General features: G+C 67.1%; 20 protein-coding genes. 9 read left to right on the top strand and 11 right to left on the bottom strand.

Going from position 1 to position 17,187, the window contains the following annotated elements; all coding sequences use genetic code 11:
- Nucleotides 1-21 precede the first annotated feature (21 nt).
- Both C0J29_RS34630 and C0J29_RS32590 read right to left on the bottom strand, forming a co-directional pair.
- Entirely contained in the window at nt 22-1,170 is a 1,149-nt protein-coding gene (locus C0J29_RS34630; RefSeq protein WP_264917054.1) for a helix-turn-helix domain-containing protein, read from the bottom strand.
- A gap of 333 nt (nt 1,171-1,503) precedes the next feature.
- Complete coding sequence (locus C0J29_RS32590) at nt 1,504-1,710, bottom strand: ribbon-helix-helix protein, CopG family (protein WP_120795296.1); 207 nt, start codon at nt 1,708-1,710, stop codon at nt 1,504-1,506.
- Nucleotides 1,711-1,854: 144 nt separating this feature from the next.
- Between C0J29_RS32590 and C0J29_RS32585 the strand changes: the two genes are divergently transcribed.
- Nucleotides 1,855-2,451 carry a ParA family protein gene (locus C0J29_RS32585; protein ID WP_120795301.1) on the top strand — a complete coding sequence of 199 codons (597 nt, stop codon included), beginning with the start codon at nt 1,855-1,857 and terminating at the stop codon, nt 2,449-2,451.
- Nucleotides 2,448-2,864 (top strand): hypothetical protein, encoded by a 417-nt coding sequence (locus C0J29_RS32580; RefSeq protein WP_120795295.1) that lies wholly within the window; start codon nt 2,448-2,450, stop codon nt 2,862-2,864. The genes C0J29_RS32585 and C0J29_RS32580 overlap by 4 nt, the downstream gene beginning before the upstream one ends.
- Nucleotides 2,865-3,006: 142 nt before the next feature.
- Here C0J29_RS32580 and C0J29_RS32575 read toward each other — a convergent pair whose 3' ends face one another.
- Nucleotides 3,007-3,417, bottom strand: a complete 411-nt coding sequence (locus C0J29_RS32575; protein ID WP_120795300.1) for a very short patch repair endonuclease — start codon at nt 3,415-3,417, stop codon at nt 3,007-3,009.
- 242 nt (nt 3,418-3,659) lie between these two features.
- Here C0J29_RS32575 and C0J29_RS32570 point away from each other — a divergent pair, with 242 nt between their 5' ends.
- The 6 genes from C0J29_RS32570 to C0J29_RS32545 all read left to right on the top strand — a co-directional run bounded on the left by C0J29_RS32570 (nt 3,660) and on the right by C0J29_RS32545 (nt 8,225).
- Nucleotides 3,660-4,802: a DNA cytosine methyltransferase gene (locus tag C0J29_RS32570; RefSeq protein ID WP_120795294.1), complete on the top strand. Its 1,143-nt coding sequence runs from the start codon at nt 3,660-3,662 to the stop codon at nt 4,800-4,802.
- Nucleotides 4,803-4,869: 67 nt separating this feature from the next.
- Nucleotides 4,870-5,751, top strand: coding sequence for an NgoMIV family type II restriction endonuclease (locus C0J29_RS32565; RefSeq protein WP_120795299.1), 882 nt, complete (start codon nt 4,870-4,872; stop codon nt 5,749-5,751).
- 414 nt (nt 5,752-6,165) lie between these two features.
- Nucleotides 6,166-6,714, top strand: coding sequence for a recombinase family protein (locus C0J29_RS32560; RefSeq protein WP_120795293.1), 549 nt, complete (start codon nt 6,166-6,168; stop codon nt 6,712-6,714).
- Between the two features lie 32 nt (nt 6,715-6,746).
- Nucleotides 6,747-7,370 carry a type IV toxin-antitoxin system AbiEi family antitoxin domain-containing protein gene (locus C0J29_RS32555; protein WP_120795298.1) on the top strand — a complete coding sequence of 208 codons (624 nt, stop codon included), beginning with the start codon at nt 6,747-6,749 and terminating at the stop codon, nt 7,368-7,370.
- An 85-nt stretch (nt 7,371-7,455) separates the two neighbouring features.
- Entirely contained in the window at nt 7,456-7,677 is a 222-nt protein-coding gene (locus C0J29_RS32550) for a hypothetical protein (protein ID WP_120795292.1), read from the top strand.
- A 113-nt stretch (nt 7,678-7,790) separates the two neighbouring features.
- A complete protein-coding gene (locus C0J29_RS32545) occupies nt 7,791-8,225 on the top strand; it encodes a hypothetical protein (RefSeq protein WP_162951717.1) in 435 nt (144 codons plus the stop codon).
- Nucleotides 8,226-8,414: 189 nt separating this feature from the next.
- On the opposite strand, the gene C0J29_RS32540 is transcribed toward C0J29_RS32545, so the two are convergent.
- From C0J29_RS32540 to C0J29_RS32510, 7 genes are all read right to left on the bottom strand, one after another.
- Nucleotides 8,415-8,600, bottom strand: a complete 186-nt coding sequence (locus C0J29_RS32540; RefSeq protein WP_120795290.1) for a hypothetical protein — start codon at nt 8,598-8,600, stop codon at nt 8,415-8,417.
- A 233-nt stretch (nt 8,601-8,833) separates the two neighbouring features.
- The gene (locus C0J29_RS32535; RefSeq protein ID WP_120795289.1) at nt 8,834-9,205 is read right to left on the bottom strand and encodes a hypothetical protein; all 372 of its coding nucleotides are present in this window, start codon (nt 9,203-9,205) and stop codon (nt 8,834-8,836) included.
- Between the two features lie 166 nt (nt 9,206-9,371).
- Complete coding sequence (locus tag C0J29_RS32530; protein WP_120795288.1) at nt 9,372-9,818, bottom strand: hypothetical protein; 447 nt, start codon at nt 9,816-9,818, stop codon at nt 9,372-9,374.
- A gap of 221 nt (nt 9,819-10,039) precedes the next feature.
- On the bottom strand, nt 10,040-11,869 hold the full coding sequence (locus C0J29_RS32525) for a type IV secretory system conjugative DNA transfer family protein (protein WP_120795287.1): 1,830 nt from the start codon (nt 11,867-11,869) through the stop codon (nt 10,040-10,042).
- Between the two features lie 5 nt (nt 11,870-11,874).
- Nucleotides 11,875-12,750 carry a hypothetical protein gene (locus C0J29_RS32520; RefSeq protein WP_120795286.1) on the bottom strand — a complete coding sequence of 292 codons (876 nt, stop codon included), beginning with the start codon at nt 12,748-12,750 and terminating at the stop codon, nt 11,875-11,877.
- 334 nt (nt 12,751-13,084) lie between these two features.
- Nucleotides 13,085-14,233 (bottom strand): relaxase/mobilization nuclease domain-containing protein, encoded by a 1,149-nt coding sequence (locus C0J29_RS32515; protein WP_120795285.1) that lies wholly within the window; start codon nt 14,231-14,233, stop codon nt 13,085-13,087.
- Nucleotides 14,230-14,985: a hypothetical protein gene (locus tag C0J29_RS32510; RefSeq protein WP_162951716.1), complete on the bottom strand. Its 756-nt coding sequence runs from the start codon at nt 14,983-14,985 to the stop codon at nt 14,230-14,232. The genes C0J29_RS32515 and C0J29_RS32510 overlap by 4 nt, the downstream gene beginning before the upstream one ends.
- A 515-nt stretch (nt 14,986-15,500) precedes the next feature.
- Between C0J29_RS32510 and C0J29_RS32505 the strand changes: the two genes are divergently transcribed.
- Nucleotides 15,501-15,812 (top strand): hypothetical protein, encoded by a 312-nt coding sequence (locus C0J29_RS32505; protein WP_120795283.1) that lies wholly within the window; start codon nt 15,501-15,503, stop codon nt 15,810-15,812.
- Between the two features lie 101 nt (nt 15,813-15,913).
- On the opposite strand, the gene C0J29_RS32500 is transcribed toward C0J29_RS32505, so the two are convergent.
- On the bottom strand, nt 15,914-17,119 hold the full coding sequence (locus C0J29_RS32500; protein ID WP_244218058.1) for a coiled-coil domain-containing protein: 1,206 nt from the start codon (nt 17,117-17,119) through the stop codon (nt 15,914-15,916).
- Nucleotides 17,120-17,187 lie beyond the last annotated feature (68 nt).

Here is a 17,187-nt window from a genome sequence, read left to right as displayed (position 1 = left end):
AAACGTAACTGTCCGCGGGTTTCAAGCGCGCGCCGCAGCGACCCGCGCCGCCAGGTCGGCGGCGTCGGCGGCAGCGGTGTGCCCGCGGCGCTGGGCCGCGCCGCGGGCGGCCGCGGCCGCGGCGGCACGTGCAGCGGTATGGCCGGGCCCGCCCAGTGCGGCGCGGGCGGCCGCCCGCGCGGTGGCGTGTTCGGCGCGGGCGGTGTGTTGGGCGATGATGCGGGCGCGGTCGGCGGCCAGCTGCTGGGCTTCGCGGGCCATGTCGGCGGCCGCGGGCCGCTCATCAAGGTTGTCGGTGCCGTGCCAGGCCAACACCGCCCCCAGCAGGCCGATCGGCTTGTGCGGGCGCGCAGCGATCCAATGCCCTACCCCGATCCAGTCGGTGATGAGCTGGTTGAGATCGCGCGGGGTCCAGCCGTGTGCGGCCGGTGCGGCCAACACCGGTGCCCAGGCCTGTGCGCTGTGCCGGTGCGCCCACGGTGGGGCGTGGGCATCAGCACGCCAGGCCCGAGCCAGCGCCAGCGCGCCCTGGTCCGGAGCCTGGCGGCGCGCAGCGCCGTCTTGCCGGACGCCCGCAGGGCGGCCGGTGCCGGTAGTGACAACTGAAGAACTGGGGGTTTTCTCCTTAAAAGGACCACTACGTGGGTGGGGTGACAGCGCACCAATGCCCTTGGGCAGCAACGGGTTGTCGTGCAGCGCCCACACACTGGCCCAGCCGCGGCGCCGGTCGCCGACCCGCCAGGAGGCAAACCGTTCGGCGCGGGTGCGTTGGCGGCCGCGCAGCACCTCGGTGGCCACCCCCAGCAGCCGTAGCGCGGTGTCGGCGCGTTGTACGGTGCGTACCGAGTAACCGGTGTCGGCGGCCAGGCGCTCGTTGGTGGGCCGGCAGTTGCGCCCGGTGGCGTAATCGGCGTAGACCGCGCGGGCCGCAGCGACAGCACGAACCGCGTTGAGGCTGACCGGGTTACCCGGCATCGCCGGACGTACATCGGTGTCGTAGCGGGCGTGATAGGCCACCGGAACGGTGACCGCCGCCCAGCGCTGCGCACGCCCACTCCAGCACGGCACACCCGCATACGGCGCCTCGCCCAGCTCGAGCACGATAGCCGCAGCGATCGAGCGGCAACTGGCCTCCAACAACGCCTGAGCACGCGGACCCGTACGCGCCACGCCCCGACGCGGCGCGACCGCGGTACACCCCCGATACCTCGGAAGAACCACCGCGGTAACCGGCCAGGCCGGCATCGAAAAATAACTTTCTGAAAACGCACGGCGCGCGTCCTCTAGAACCACAAATGGGTGTGCGCTACCGTGAGACGAGTCGCTCAAGACACGTCCCTTTCGGGGCAACGGGTGCGGACCCGGAACCGAGTTAGCCGCTCGGCTCAAACCCTCCGACAAGGCCCCGCTAAGCGGGGCCTTCGTCATTCAGGCTCAGATCGCACCACTATGGATTTGTCCACATCTGGCCACGGGTCGAACAACGTCGGGCCTGGGTGCGACTCACATCGCCAGCGGCAACACTCCCTCGTCGTGCTTCCCGAGATTCCGGACAAGATCCGGGCGTCCAATCGCCTCGCTCAGAAGGTCGGCGACTAGCTGGGACATAGACAGCCCTGTGTCGGCGGCCTTCGTCTTAACCGCGGCGTATACGTCCTCGGGGAGCCTGGCCGCCATATAGACCCGCGCCCCTTTGTGATGCTGAGCCATGCAACAAACTCTGCCGCAGAAACAGTTTCGTGCCGCGCGACACGCCGATGCTCCCGCCATTTCATCTGGCCACGGCCCTTTGCCGGGTTCGCCCGGCCCGGCAGATGCGTGGATTGATGCGCATCTATCTTTATGCTCGCGGGCATGATCCTTTCCCTGGTCCACACCAAAGGTGGCGTTGGAAAAACCACCACCAGTGTTTTTCTCGCCTGCGCGGCCGCAGCGCAAGGCCACGAAGTGCTGCTGTTGGACGCCGACCCGCAAGGCTCCGCGTCCTCATGGGCTGACCGCGCCGAACACCGAGGAACACCGCTGCCGTTTCCCGTGGTCCCGGTCGCGGCGGCCGACCTCGCCGCGGCCGCCGCGACCGGATCGGGGGGCCTGGTGGTGGTCGATACCCCACCAGGCACCGCCGCCGTGATCGACGCCGCCATCGACGCCGCCGACCTCGTGATCATCCCCAGCGGGGCAGCACCCGCCGACATTGATCGGGTCTGGCCGACACTCGACATGACAACTCACCGCGCGACCGCCATTCTGCTCACTGGCATCGACCTCCGAACAGCGCTCGCCACCGGCGTACCCGAGCACCTGGCCGCCGAAGGCGCGCCAGTCCTTCGCACCGTCATCCGGCGGCGACAAGCCATCACCGAAGCGTTCGGCACACTCCCAACCCGCTTGTGGGACTACACCGATGTCTACGCCGAACTAATCGCCGCCACCCAGGAGCCCCGCGCGTGAGCCGCCGCGACCTGGGCGAGTCATTGATCCGGCGGCCCACCACCGCCCGCCCTGCCGCCCGCGCCGCCGACACCTTCCAAATCCCAGCCGCCGCTCAGCCACCGGCGGGTGCGACACATCGAACAACGGTGACCTATCCGGCCCCATTGCTGTTGGGCCTCAAAACCGCCGCACTCAACAACAGAGGCACGCTAGGCGAACTGGTCCGCGCCGCCATCGCCGCCGCCCTCACAACCCCCGATCGCCTCGCCGCCAAGGCCGCCGCGAATCAACGAGTCACGGGGACACGCACCACCCTGGACCTCCCAGCCGAGCAACACCGACGGCTAAAGGTCCTCGCGGCTGAAAACGGGGTCACCGTGCAGGCCCTCGTTATCGCCGCCATCGCCCACGCGCACCCTGAGCTGATCTGATGCGCCCATCTATCGTGATGCATCATCTATATAGATGCGCGCGCATCTAGATGTGCATCTATGTGTCGGTAACCGCCGCGCGGACCTCGAATGGCCGCGCGGGAACGTTCGGCGTCGGGCTAGGTACCCCTAAGACGAACCGTCATGAACTCCGCGAGGTTCTCAGGGCTTGTTCGACGAGGTCGGCGGCCTCCACGAAATGCTGGTGCTCCCACACCCGCACAGTTATCCATCCAGCGGCGGCGAGGCGGGCGTCGGTGTCCCGATCTCGGGCGACATTGGTGGCCAGCTTTGCGGCCCACCAGTCGGCGTTACGTTTCGGGTGGGTGGCGTGCCATGGACAGCAGTGCCAGAAACAGCCGTCGACGTAGACCGCGACCTTGCGCCGCGGGAACAACAGATCGGCACGTCGCCGTAGACCTGCCAGGGGTGCGCGGTCGACGTAGAAGCGGTGGCCCCGGCGGTGCAGCTCCCGCCGCACCGCGATTTCCGGGGCAGTATCGCGGCGCCGTTGCGCACTGAGCCGCCGCTGGGTGCTCGGCGTAGGGGGCAGAGGAAGTTGGCTAAGCGCGGGAGAAGCGGTGTTTTCGGAGACGGCCCCCGGCGCGGGCTGCAGCGCAACAAACGCGGCGGCGACATCTGACGACGGGATAAGAGGCACGTTGCATTCAGCTCCTTCGTTTTCGGCTCCGCACGACGAAATTCGTCTCTCGATAACCGGGTGAGCCAGCGCATTGACCGTCCAGTTCGACTGTAGAGTCGCAGCGGCGAGCGCGGGAGCGGGAGGAGTTGTGAATGAAGATCATTGACCTGTTTTCCGGTTGCGGCGGGATGACTGCTGGCTTCGTTTCCGCAGGTTATGACCCCATCTTGTCGGTCGAGTGGGATTTGCAGGCAGCGGCGACCTACGCCGCCAACTTCGGGGCCGATCACACCTACTGTGGCGACATCGGCACGCTGCACGACCGCGACGTTCCTCGTGCCGACGTGGTCATCGGTGGACCCCCGTGTCAGGGATTCTCTAACCTCGGTAGCAGAAATGACTCCGATCCTCGGAACAAGTTGTGGCAGGAGTACCTACGGGTAGTGGTGCGCGCCAAACCGAAGATTTTCGTCATCGAGAACGTCGACCGCTTCTTGACCAGTGCCGAGTTCGAGGCCCTGCAAGGGACCGTTGGCGACGGCGCCGCCTTGCAGGACTACAGCCTTTCCTACGGTGTGCTCAACGCCGCCGACTTCGGTGTTTCCCAGCGGCGTAACCGCACCATCGTCATCGGCTCGCGCGTCGGCCTGGTTCATCTACCCGAACCGACACACGCCCGCGGCGGCGCTGGCGGGCTCATACCCTGGCGCACCGTGCGCGACGCCCTCGCCGGCATTCCGGAGGCGACCCGCGATCATGTACTTCCGGATCGTGTGTGGCGCTTCGACGGCAACGATGTACCCGGCCTGTTCACCGGCGACGACCTCCACCTCGGCCGGCGCCCTACTGCGAAGTCGCTGCTGCGCTACGACTGCATTCCCCCGGGCGGCGGCCGCTTCGATCTGCCCGACGAGCTGCTTCCCGATTGCTGGCTCAATAAGCCCACCGGCACCACCGACGTCATGGGGCGCATGCACTGGGACGCACCATCTCTGACGATTCGCACCGAGTTCTTCAAGCCCGAGAAAGGCCAGTACCTCCACCCGCAGTGGGATGCTGACGACCGCACCCGCCGGGTCAACCGGCCGATCACCCACCTTGAGGCCGCCCGACTACAAGGCTTCCCCGACAGCTTCCGCTGGTGCGGCTCCAAGATCGGGATCGCCAAGCAGATCGGCAACGCCGTCCCCGTCGGCCTCGCCCACGCCATCGCAGAGCACCTGAAACCATATCTTGGTGCCCGACGACGGCCCCGACGTGCACGGCATCTGGCGGCCGTGCCGGATGTCGCGTGACCTCGAACCGGTCCTGTCGCAGGACTACCCGGTGGCGGGAGGCAGCCCCACACTCGGTGCCGCGGTGATGGAAGCGGGTAGCCCGGCCGAAGCGTACTTCGCAGAACAGCGGTCCCAGTTCCACGCCGGACTACTACTCGGCGGGACACTGTCGGTCGGCGCCGATGGGATAGCCAGCAACGCCGACCGCAGCAGCCCCCTGAGCCGCAGCATTGCCGCCCACATCGCAGCGGCATTGAAAGTCGAGACCGAACGCGAGCGCGCCGCCGGGCAGACTTCCGGCGGCAAGTTTGAAGAAGCATGCGCAACCTTCCTGGCGGCGGCGTTCAACCAACTCGGGCACCTGCGGCCAGGAGAGTGGTCCATCCACAAGGTCCCGAGCCGCGGCGCAGCCTCCGGCGTAGCACGCTACGAGCAGTACTCACACCTGGTCGACCTCGCCGACGCCGTCGAGAACAACCCGTCACTGGCGGCCATCCTGGGCAACGCCTACGCAATCGCCCCGGACGTCGTCGTCTCCAGGGCGACGGTCAGCGACGACGAAATCAACGCCCACCGGTTCCTCGTCGACGAGACTGTCGCGACCCACGCCTCGCTCCGAACATCAGTGCAACCCAATCCCCTCCTACACGCTGTGGTGTCGTGTAAGTGGACCCTACGAAGCGACCGAGCACAGAACGCCCGCAGCGAAGCTCTCAACCTCATCCGTAACCGCAAAGGTCGTCTACCCCACGTGGTCGTCGTGACCGGCGAACCAACTCCGGTGCGCATCTCGTCGCTGGCACTGGGCACCGGAGACATCGACTGCGTCTACCACTTCGCCCTACCGGAGTTGGTCTCCGCCGTACGCGCCGAAGGCGGCGAGGACACCAAGGAACTGCTTGACATGATGATCCAGGGCAAACGCCTCAAAGACATCGCAGACCTTCCACTGGACCTCGCCGTATGACCCGGCTCGACGCGCACAACGCCAGCGAACAAGCCCCCACAGATAAAATCACGGCTGTGTCTTAATCGGTTGTTATTGCGACACTTTCGCCCATTAGCGGTGACGTGCAGCGATGTTCCCCGCCGCATGTTCCACAACTGTGTTCCAGAACCGCCCAGTCGGTCCGAGGGGATTTGGCACACGTGGGGGCTCCCGCCCGACCCGTGCCGGGTCGGTTGGGTCTGAACCTGTCGTACCCGGCTAGCAGAATCAGGGCATGGACGCTGGGGGCCTTTGGCACGCTTGGCTAGAGCACTACGGCGCTGATTACGCGAGCGATGAGGAACGCCGCGCGGCGTATCGCGATTTCACGGCGAATCTGGCGGCCGCTCACAGAGGCGGCGGACCTCTGCGTGAGCGGGACGACGACCTCTGGTGAGCGCTGTTCTTGGGTATGCCCGCGTCTCGACGGCACACCAGAACCTCGACATGCAGATTAATGCGCTGAAAATGGCGGGTGCTGAACGTATTTGGACTGAGCAGATGTCGGGTGGCCGAGATGATCGGCCGGAGCTGGCCGCGCTCCTGGACTACGCCCGCGCTGGGGACGTGTTGGCGGTGTGGCGACTGGACCGGCTCGGCCGGTCGCTGCCGCACCTGCTGAGCGTGGTTGCCGACCTCGAGGAACGAGGAATCGAGCTGCGCTCGCTGACCGAAACCCTCGACACCGCGACCGCGGGTGGCCGCCTGGTCTTTCATGTTTTCGCCGCGGTGGCCCAGTTCGAGCGGGCGCTGGCGTCGGAGCGGTCGGCGGCCGGGGTGGCGGCCGCGCGTGCGGCCGGGCGGCTGCCTGGACGGCCCAAGCTGCCCGCCGCGACAGTCGATGCCGTGCACCGCCTCGACAAGGGCGGCGCTACACGCTCGAGTATCGCCCGCTCCCTGGGTATCTCACGGTCCAGCGTGTACCGGGTATTGGTGCCGTGATCATAGCCGGCGAGACCTGGGGTTGGGATGGAATGCACCATCTGGCGGCACGTCAGTTCGGTCTGTTCACCGCAGCCCAGGCCCGGCGGGGCGGGCTTTCTAAGTTGGAGCTAGCGCAACGTCTCGCCTGGGGCGAACTGTATGAGGCGTATCGCGGCGTATTCGGGTTCACCGAGAACGACGCCGACATGTTCAGGTTCGAGGACTGGGCAGCCCGATGGCTAGCGCTCAAACCCGCCGCAGACATCGACGCCCGCCGCGCCGCCCCAGATTGCATCCTCAGCCACGAAAGCGCGGCAGTGATCCGCGACTTGGGGACGGTCGTTGCTGACGGTCTCTACCTCACCGGCCCCCGCCCCATCAACAAGACCCCACAGGTGCACACCTATTTGCGTGACATCGGTGCCTGCGGCGTGGAATGGGATGTCTTCGAAGGACTTCCGGTCGCGATGCCGGGGCGTATCGTCGCTGATCTGGCCGACGCTGAGATTGACGGGTCCCATCAAGGAACGGTGATCGCCGACATCATTGAAGACGGATTGCTCACGATGGAAGAAGTCGGCCGCCGCCTCGATCCCTACGCGCACCGGTGGGGGACTTCCGGCGGTGTTGAACTCGCCCAACTATTCACCGCCGCCGCCTGTCGGTCCAAATGATCCACCAGAGCGGCGCTACACGCGCGAGTATCGCTCGTTCCCTTGATATTTCGCGACCCAGTGTGTACCAGGCGTTGGTGGGTTGATGGTCGTCGGTCGGCCCACGTACACCGCGCTCGCCAGTCGCGACGGACGCTGGTGGCTCATCCGCGTCCCCGGCCTCGGCCACAATCCCGAAGATGGCATCTACACACAAGCCCGCAAACTCAGCGACATCGAACCGATGGCACGGGAGCTGATCGCGCTGTGTCTCGAAGTTTCTCAGGACTCCTTCGACGTTCAAGTCGAATTACCGGGCCGAAGTTGAAAGCCGAACAAAAGTCGCACGGCGTTTGTGTTCGTCCGGCCTGTCGTACCGGGCTGGGACAATTCCGGCGATGAAGAAGTCCCACCAGCGGGTGGAGAAAGTGGGGTGTCTAAGTGAACGGCGGCAACGCTTGGCTTAACACCGTTGAACGGTTATGCGCCCAGGGGTTCGACCCTGATGGGCCAGCGACCGGCGGCGCCCAGGTGCAAGTCTTCGACCGCGCCACCAACACCATGGTGTATCGCCAGCCTATCGCCCGCACAGTGCGCCTTGAACCGGCAGAACCGTTGCTGTGGTTCCGCCAAATCATCGGCACCGGACCGGTATTCGACATCGCCGCATGCCTCCCGCGCTCGCTATGCACCGAAGGTGCGACAGTCGAGGGCGAACAGGTCATCTTCCCTCAAAATGCTACGCAGACCAACGAATACGCCGTCATCAGTGCCGCTGACCCCGACCAGATCACAACTCTGGACGCGTGGGACACCTGGAAGCTCACACAAACCAGCGCTGAACAGGAAGAATCACTGGACAACCTCGACACCTGACTCAGCCGCTGCGACCTGCCGCCACGGGCTCCGTGCCCTCCTACGTAACCTCGCGAAGAGGCCCACCAAAACACCCAGACCAAAGCCAACCCCTAAAATCGACCCCGCCCGATGCGCGGCGCGCTTTGGCAATACGATGGCTTCCGCCCGACCCCTGCCGGGTCGGTTGGGTCCGAATCTCGGGCGCAGTTAGTCGCCGCTGGGATACAGAAACTGCACTTCTTCTAGGTACTGCGAACGCTTGATGTCATCGACAATCATGCGTGCCTGGATGCGCAGAGTGTCGATGATCTTGTCGTCAAGCTCCTGCCCAGGATTGTCGTTACGCCACCGTTCGGCCATCAACTCGAATTGCCGGTCATACAACCACGTCATGATGCCCTTCCTTGGAGATACTTTTGCTCCGCCGGATCGTATAGACACGCGCTCTGGGGCGCGTGCGGAAGACAAGGATCGGTACACGCTGGACCGTGAAATACCAAAGGATCGTGAAATACCAAGGGAGCGAATGATACTCGCGCGTATGTAGCGCCGCGCTTGTTCGAGGCGGTGCACGTGCATATCGACACTTTGATGCGCGGTCGACACCCGCGCATAGCCGAGCACACTCATTGGCGGCGCTCGCGCTGAGCGTCGATCACAGCCAGCGCGGCGTCTAGCGCCGCCTGCGGGTCGGCGCTAGCCATGATGGCCTCATGCTCGCTCATGGGAATCTCGTACACCCCGGGCAGCGGGCCGTGCTCAATGGCCGCCTGGATCGCGGCATCCTCCCAGCGCCGATTCTCCCCGGCGGTAAGGCCGCTTAGCGCGCGGTCACGGAGCCGCGAAGCCGCCTCGTCACGAGTGTTCCCCGAAACTGACCACTCAGCGCCGGGATACCTTGCGCGCCAGACACCTTCGTGGTGCGTCACTAGCGGACGAAATACAAAGGCGGTTCCGCGGGCGCGCAAAATGTCGCACAACTCGTTCTTGGCGTCCATGCCCTGATTCTGCTAGCCGGGTACGACAGGTTCAGACCCAACCGACCCGGCACGGGTCGGGCGGGAGCCCCCACGTGTGCCAAATCCCCTCGGACCGACTGGGCGGTTGAAGACGCATGGTTGTGGGCACATTTGGGCGTGGGAACATCGTTGCTCCCGAAACGGGTCACTCCGAACGGCCATATCGCAGATCGGTCAGCTTGATTTGCGCCCCTGGGAACAACTGCTCCAGGAACGGGCGCACCCGCTCGGCGGCGTCGGCACCTTCGAGGATCGACGCCGCGGTGGTCGTCCCGTCCCACCAGTGCCACGGCCCGTTTCGTTTGAACTTGAACCCGAACGGCGGCGGAACCTCCACCTCGGTGCGCAGGCGAGCAAAGGTGTGGGCTGCACCGACGACAAACGACCAGTCGTAGCCGCCGAAAGTCACGGCTCCATCCGGGTCGGCTAGGTGTAACAACTCCTGCGGCAACTCAACCCGAGCCCGACACGTCGATGACGGGACAGGTTTCCGTGTCCGCGCCTCGGCGCGGAAGTGCCCGTTGCGGCCGGGCTCGTCCGGTCCGGGTTCCGAACGGTTCGGATGCACCACCCATTGTCGCTGGCCTGCCATCGTGCGACTTTCCTTTCTTTAGGGCTAGAGCCCGTATGTCTTTCACTGCTGCCACCACGGGCTAACGGTGAGGAGTTGCCAGCCCTTTGGCGACCAGTAGAGGGTTAATGCAGCAGCAGACGGTGCCAGCACATCGCCGCTCGTCCGGGTCTTTTCATGAAGCCATCCCTTGATCGCGTCCCGCCACGTTGTCATCACAACGTTCTCCTTACATGTTGCGACTAGAGACCAAGGGGTTGGCGTTGGCTCCACCACGGGTTCAGGGTGATGAGGTCCCAGCCGCCCGGGCCGTAGTAGAGGCCTTGCCCGGCCGGTACGCCGGTGATGTCGGCGACCGACAGCACCGGGGTGCGGGTGGTGTGGTAGGTGTAGCCGGGCTGACCTCTGGTGGTGGAAAAGTGCGGACGCCCCGACATGCTGGTGCTCAAGCTTTTCCCGGGTTCGTTCACCGAGACGGTCATGCGGTCGTAGTCGCCGCTCATTTTCGACAGCATGTCGGCGGTGGAGCGGTCGTTCATGCCGGCCAGGATCAGTTTCTCGGGGAACAAGGTCAGGAAGCCTTCGGCGGCGTGTCCCCAACGGGCGCGGGCCTGGGAAAGGTCTTGGAAGGCCACCACCAGATGCAAACCCTGGCCGCCGGCCTCAGAAACAACGTTGGGCAGCGGAATTGGGGCGGTGTTGGCGGCCTCATCCAACACGAATGTCACCGGCGCGGTTTGGGTTTCGGTGCCGAGGTCGACGGCTTGACGGCGGTGGTATTGCGCCAGCCGCACCGATTCGAGGAATCCCGCGATCAGCGGAGCGTAGTCGCGTTGTCGGTCCACCGGTGCGGTGATGTACACCGTGTCAGTCGATCTGACGAACGAGTGCACATCGAAATTCGGGCTGATCCCTGAACGCAGCGCGGCACTGGAAGTGTAGATGTTCATGATCCGGCCCAGCGTCGAGGCGATGGACTCACGTTCTCGATCCGGCACCGACAACAGCGAATCCAGCAGGGTGGCCGCGATCGTCGCGCCGTCGTCGCCGTCCTGGCCGGCCACGATGAAGATGGCTTCGCATTCCGGGCCGGCCGCGGTCGGGTTCATCGACCACCGCGCCAGGGCCGCCAAATCGCCTTCACGAGTGGACAACCGGGCGGCGTAAAGCAGCACCGACAGCCAGGTTTCGGCCCGATCGGTCCAGTGATCACCCTGGTGGCCAGCACCGGCACCGGCGCGGGCCGGGCCGGTCAACCGGGCCGCCACCGAGCGGGCGCTGTCCCAGTCGCTGACATCGCACAACGGGTTCCACCGCAAACCGATCACCCCGGCCGGCACCGTCGTGCCGCCCGGATCGAACAACCAGCATTTCCCGCGCACACTGCGCGCCACATGCGTAGCGGCCAAAACCTCGGCCTTCATCGACGTGGACACCACCGCACCCGGCGCGAACGCCACACTCGGCATGATCACCGACTGGGTTTTGCCCGAACCGGGCGGGCCGATCACCAATGCCGCACCCCGCGCAGAGGCCGCCACCACCGCGCCCCGAGCGTTGACGCCGAAATAACCACCCGCCACCGCCGGCACCACCGCCGCCGCGTCAGGTGTCTGAGGCCGCGGTGGTGGCGGCGGCGGTGCCGAAGTCGTTGGGGCGGTACGCATGCGCGCCGCCGGCCGGTGAGCTGGCGGTACGACAGCGGTCGTGTTCGGACGGTTGCGTTGGCTGGCGTGCTGTTTTTGACCGTAAAAGCCACCCACATAGGCCAGGGCGGGCAAGAAATAGGCACCCGAGGACGCCACGGTGGCTGAGGCGAACAACACCCAATGCCCAGAAGCGAAGCGTTTACCGTGCTGGGCCTCGCCCCAGCCGACCGCCGCGGCGGCCGCGGTCATCACCACAATCAGCATGGCCGCCGCGCCGTGCTGGCGGGTGCCGATCAACGCGAAGGCCCCCAGCCAGGTGCCGGTGGTGATGCCCCACCAATACCCTCCACCGGAATTGAGTGGGATGCCGCCGGGTAAACCTTGCTGATGGTGTGGCCCCCACACCGGTGGCTGATTCGCCATCGCGCTTACCCGAAAAGGGTTTCGACGTCGGGGCGGGCTGTCCCGGTAACACTTTTGCACATCGGGTCATAGCGCCACTCATACGGCGGCCACCCGAACTCGCGAGCGTAGCGGTTCAGCTCGTCCAGCTCGGAGGGCTTGTGCTGCCAGCCCGGACCCGCCGCGGCGACCAATGTGGCCGGCCAGCGCCGCGACCCATCCCCCACGATCTCGACCTTCCACTGCGCCGCTTTGACCCGTCCCGCGCCCGGATGCCCATGCCCCAACACCTGCTCGGCCCGGCCGGCGAACGCCTGGGTGAGCCGCCAGTAATGCGCGGGCATCGACGCGTAGATCATCACCACGAACCACGCCCCGACAGCCAGGCCCGCGCCCCCGACGAAGACCAGCCCGCGCGCGCCCGGGTTCGATTGGCGCCCGATCAGCATCAGCACCGCAACGAACACCGCCGCCGCCACCACTATCGCCGCCGCGGAGACCGGAATCTTGGGGATCGCCCGCGTGCCGCGCTCGGCGTGCCAGCGCGACACGTTCACCGCGGCCAGCACGCACCACAACCCGGCCACCACCCCCGCGGCCAGGACCACGATCGCAAACCACCCCATCAAATTGATGTGGAAATGCCCTGTCCCATAGCCGACGCCGGCGGCCGACGACCCCTGCCCGAACGGATCACCGCCATAGGCGCCGCCGCCATGCCCACCGCCGTAGCCGGTACGGGTGTCCTCGGTGGTCAGCCCGTACGGGGCCAGCTTGGCGTACAAACTGTTGCGGTTGACCCATGCTCCCCACCCGATCACCACCACCAAAATCGCGATCCACGGCCACGGGTTCTCCTCCCCAGCATCATCCTTGCTGGCGGCATTGCGATTAGCGCTCATCTGCGGCTTGCCCCTTTTCTTCGTTCACGTGAGCCGAGGCGGTCTCGGTCTCTGCCCCTTTGAGGTACCGGCGCTCGATCGCAATGTGCGTCGCGCACCGGATCATCCGGGCACCACCTAATGACCCATTCGGCCCGGTATTCACGACAACTAGGTAGGTCACGGTTCGATAACAGTTCCTGTTGCTGGTCCGATGGCGACAACCCTTTCTTTGCCTCTGCGCCCCCACCACACCGAGGTATATGCCTGGCAGAACGGATCATCCGGTCACCACGAGGGCAGTGGCGCGCCGGTTGATTGTGCAACCGGGCACCGACAACCCGGATGCGTCGGCTCAGCGGCCCCGGTCCTGGTCGCGGTCGCGCGCCTGCGCCCGGGCACGTTCGGCGGCGCGCTCATGCGCGGCGGCCAGCGCTTGGGCGCGGCGCTGCTCCAGGCTGGGCGGCTTGGGTTCAAGGGATAGTTCCAATACCGGCGGCTCGGGCAGCGTCCCACCAGAGCCGCCGTGCGACCCGCCGGCACCCGTTCCAGGTTGGGGTGGGGTCGCGCCCTCATCCGCGCCACGGTGAGCGGCGTCGGCGTCACCGCCGTGATCGTCTCGGCCGTCACGTGAACCAGCGCGCTGCTCGGCCTCGTCGCGTTGCCCGCGTTGGGCGCTGGCGTGATCGGCGGCGGGCTCGCCGTGTTCATGTCCGGCGTCGCGTAGTTGGTCGCTGACCTGGTTCCAGCCATAGGCCTTGCCCAGTTGGCTGCCTTTGAACCAGATCGGTTCGGCAGCGCCGCGGTCGTTACCTCGGTCTTGCCCGGGTTCGGGGGTGCGGCTGTAGGAGATGCCCGAGACGCGTCCGGTGCTGGCTTGGTTGAGCTTGACCGCCACACCGGCCGCGCGTAGTTCCTCGATGCCGCCGCCCTCATCCAGGACGCCGCTGATGGTGGTGCGCAGCCAGTCCCGGTCGGGCTGTGGTGCGCCGCGCTGGGTTTGTTCACGATCGCCGCGGGTGCGCCCCGATCCACGCCCGGCGCGCCCGGCGGCGTTGGTCAAGCCGTGTTCGGTTTCGAGTTCACGGCAGATCGCCGCGACACGGCGGTAGTCGTGACTGGTGGACATCCGGGTGCCCTCGAACCCGTCTTTGCTGATGGTCAGGTGAATGTGGTGGCGGTCGTGGCGGGTGGCTTCCCACATGCCTTTACTGGCGCCGAAGCGGTCCACGAATTTCTCCGCGACTTGTCGCCATTCCCGATCCGAGAGCACCCGATCAGACTCGGGGTTGGCCAACGCGACCCGATACACCCCGCGATCGGTCTTATCGTGCTGGTGGGCGTCGACGAACCGTTGCATGCGGTGCGCCCGGATTCGCCAGTCCCGGTCGGGGATGTTGCCGGCGACCTTGCGGGGATTGACATGTTCATCGGCGCGGCCCGGGCCGTGATCGTAGGCCAACGCCCGCGCCGCCGAGCGACCGTGGGTGATCTTAGCGATCATCGGCGAGCCTTGGGGTTACCGCCGTGAGTGATCAGTGAGTCCAACGCCGCCCACACCGCTGCGCCGGCGGCCTCGATCCGCCGCCCCAAACCCTCACCGCCGCCGTCACTGTTGGGGGGCCAGTCGGCGGTGAGGGCCTCGGTTTGGGAGATCAAGCCCAGCACCCGACCGCATACCTGGCGGGCGTCGATCGTGACCGCGGTCGGTGGGCGTGCCACCGCGAGACCGTACAAACCGGCCAGCCCGTCGCGCACCCAATTGGCCACCGACGCGAACCCCGCCGCCTGCGCGGCCACCGCCCACAGTCGCGCGGTGTCGGGGTCGGTGGTCACCCGCACCAACCGCCACCCCTCCTCATCGGCCGCGCTCCGGCCCGCTGCACCGCCCGCACCGTGACAGCCGATGGGCGGCGACGCCATGATGCGCACCCCCGCCGATGCCGCCGTGATGCGGTCCAACACCACCGCTAACCGGCCCGCCAACGCGCCGCACTGCGCACCGCTCAGCGCCCCGCCCGCCGCGGGCAACAACCGGTTCAACCCGTAGCCCGCCGTGCGCACGTCCTCGACTGCCTGCGCGGGTGGCGCCGGCATCAAAACCCGCGCCCCCTCACCGTCCACCGCGACCGCCGCGGCGCGGCGCGCCAACACCGGCAACGACACCCCTTCCCCTGCTGCCGATGCGCACAACGCCGTGTGCGCTGCCGCAGGCAGCCACACCGACACACTCACCCGAGCCGAAACGGCCAACACGTAAGTGGCTCCGTTCTGTGGTTACTCCCGAACGTAGTGAGGGAGCAAATCTCCGACGACCGCAGGGAGGAGGACAAGTCGCTGCTGTATCACAGCAGCATAACTTGCTACACCGACACCACCGGGCCTCTCACCGCCCGTGATGCCGGGCTGGTGTCGCGCCGCAAGGCGCGCACCGCCCACCTCCTCCGCCCGCGGCGGTGTCGGTGCCGTGGCGGGGCGCAGAGGCTCCGCCGGGGATCGCCGCGACGTGCCCGCCAGGGCACGGCGGCATCCCCGGCGGAGAAGCGCCCCGCCACGGGTCGCGCCCTCGGGCGCGACCACACCCCGCAAGGGGTGTCTCGGGTTGGGGTTTTTCCGGGCCGAACAGGGCCGGAAAAACCCCAACCCGGAAGCCAACGGCAGCACCCGGCGGGTTGTCGCCGGTCCCCGCTACAGTCGGGGCGGCAACACCGAACCCACATCCGCGCGGCGATCGACGCGGCGGCCCGACAGAGAAACTTCCGAAGGCGGCGATGACCGATCCCACCGAACGCGCCCGCATCCTGGCCGCGCTCGCCGAACAGCAAGCCCAACAACGCCAGCACCACGTCACCGAACTCGCCGACCTTTACACCCGCATCACCGAACTGCGGGCCGAACTGAAAACCGCCGAACAGACCTACCGTGCGGCCTACCGGCGCGCCACCGGTACCGGCCTGCTCACCGGACCCCAACTACGCACCCTCGGCCTACCCCCCATCGACGCGCGCCGCCGACCAAAAACCACCGGGAAACCAACGCCGACCACCCCCGCTCAGCAGTCCCAAAAACTCCAACACGGGTAGTTGCTCGGGCCGTTCCGAAGTCGGTTCCGTAAACAACCCCCCACCCAACACGCCCCCCAGGGGGGCTAGTTCGGGGGCGGCCCTTGGACGGAGAGCGCGACTTACTGCGTCGGTGGGCGCTTGCGTGTTGTAGAGGGTTGTCCGGTGCGTGGGCGGGTTTCGGCGAGTTGGGCGCGGTAGGTTTCGGCGGTTTCGCGGGCCAGGGTCAGGGCTTGGTTGAGCGCGGCCGCGCGGTCATCGGCCGTGCGTTGCACCTGGGCGAGTTGTTCGGCGTGAGCTGCGCGCAGGGCCTCACGTTCGGCGCGGGCCTCACCGCGGAGCTGTTCGAGCTCGCCGCGCAGCGCGCCCACCGCCTCCCGGTCGGCTTGTGCGGCGCGCCCGGCGGCCTCAGCCTCAGCGGTCAAGGTGGCCAGTTGCAGCCGCAGAGCCGCGGCGTCAGCAGCGGCCTGGCGCACCGATTCCCGGGCGGCGTCCAGCTCGGCGTGCAGCTGCTGACGTGTCTGGTCAAGCTCACCGCGCAACTGCTCAGCGGTAAGACGTTCCCGCGCGGCCTGCTCCTGGGCGCCCTGCTGGGCAGCACGCGCGGCCGCGGCATCGAGCTGAGCGGTGTTGGCCTCCTCCTGGGCCTGCTGTAGCTCGGCGTCACGCTCGTCGAGCTGGCGGCGATGGTCGGCGCGGGCGCGGGCCAGTTCCTCGCGTGCCCGCGCCACCACCTCGGCGGCCTCGGCGCGCACTCGCGCGATCTCGGCGTCCGCTTCTTCTGCCCCCCGCGCCGCCTCGGCCACGGCTTCCTCGGCGACCGCGTCAGCCTCGTCACGATCACGCTCGGCGCCGGCGGCGCGCTCCTCGGCCAGCCGAGCCGCGCGCTCGGCGCCGGCCACCCGCCGATCAGCCTCGGCGATCTTGCTCAACGCATCCCGGTGGGCGTCTTCGACCTCCGCGCCAGCAGCCTCGACATCACCGGCAGCACGCACACCGTCGAGCACAGCACCCAAGAACTCGCGCAGCTCGCCGACCTTGACCGGAAAGTCCGCCAGCCGCTGCTCCAAAGTGGCCCGCGCCAGCGACACCGGCGCGGCCGCCGCGGCCGCGCCGGTGTCCTGCACGGCCACCGCACCGGCGCGCTGCGCACGCCGTGCCCGCCAGGCACTGGCGCGGTTATGCACCGGCCCGCCCGCGGGATCGGACTGCTCGCAATACAGCGACGGCCGACCGGTAGCCGGGTCCGGGCGACTGGACCGGGCGCACCCCGGGTAGCGGCAACGGTCATCCCCGGTCGGCTCGCCAGCGGCGGCGTTTTCGCTCATACCCCCCACGATACCACTTTCGTCACCACAATTCAAGAGACGTAATACGTAACGTAACGTTAGATACG

The sequence above is a fragment of the Mycobacterium paragordonae genome, assembly GCF_003614435.1.
In the GTDB taxonomy this organism is placed as follows: Bacteria; Actinomycetota; Actinomycetes; order Mycobacteriales; family Mycobacteriaceae; genus Mycobacterium; species Mycobacterium paragordonae.
The sequence above is the reverse complement of the archived record's forward strand: the minus strand, read 5'-3'. Positions and strand labels throughout refer to the sequence as shown.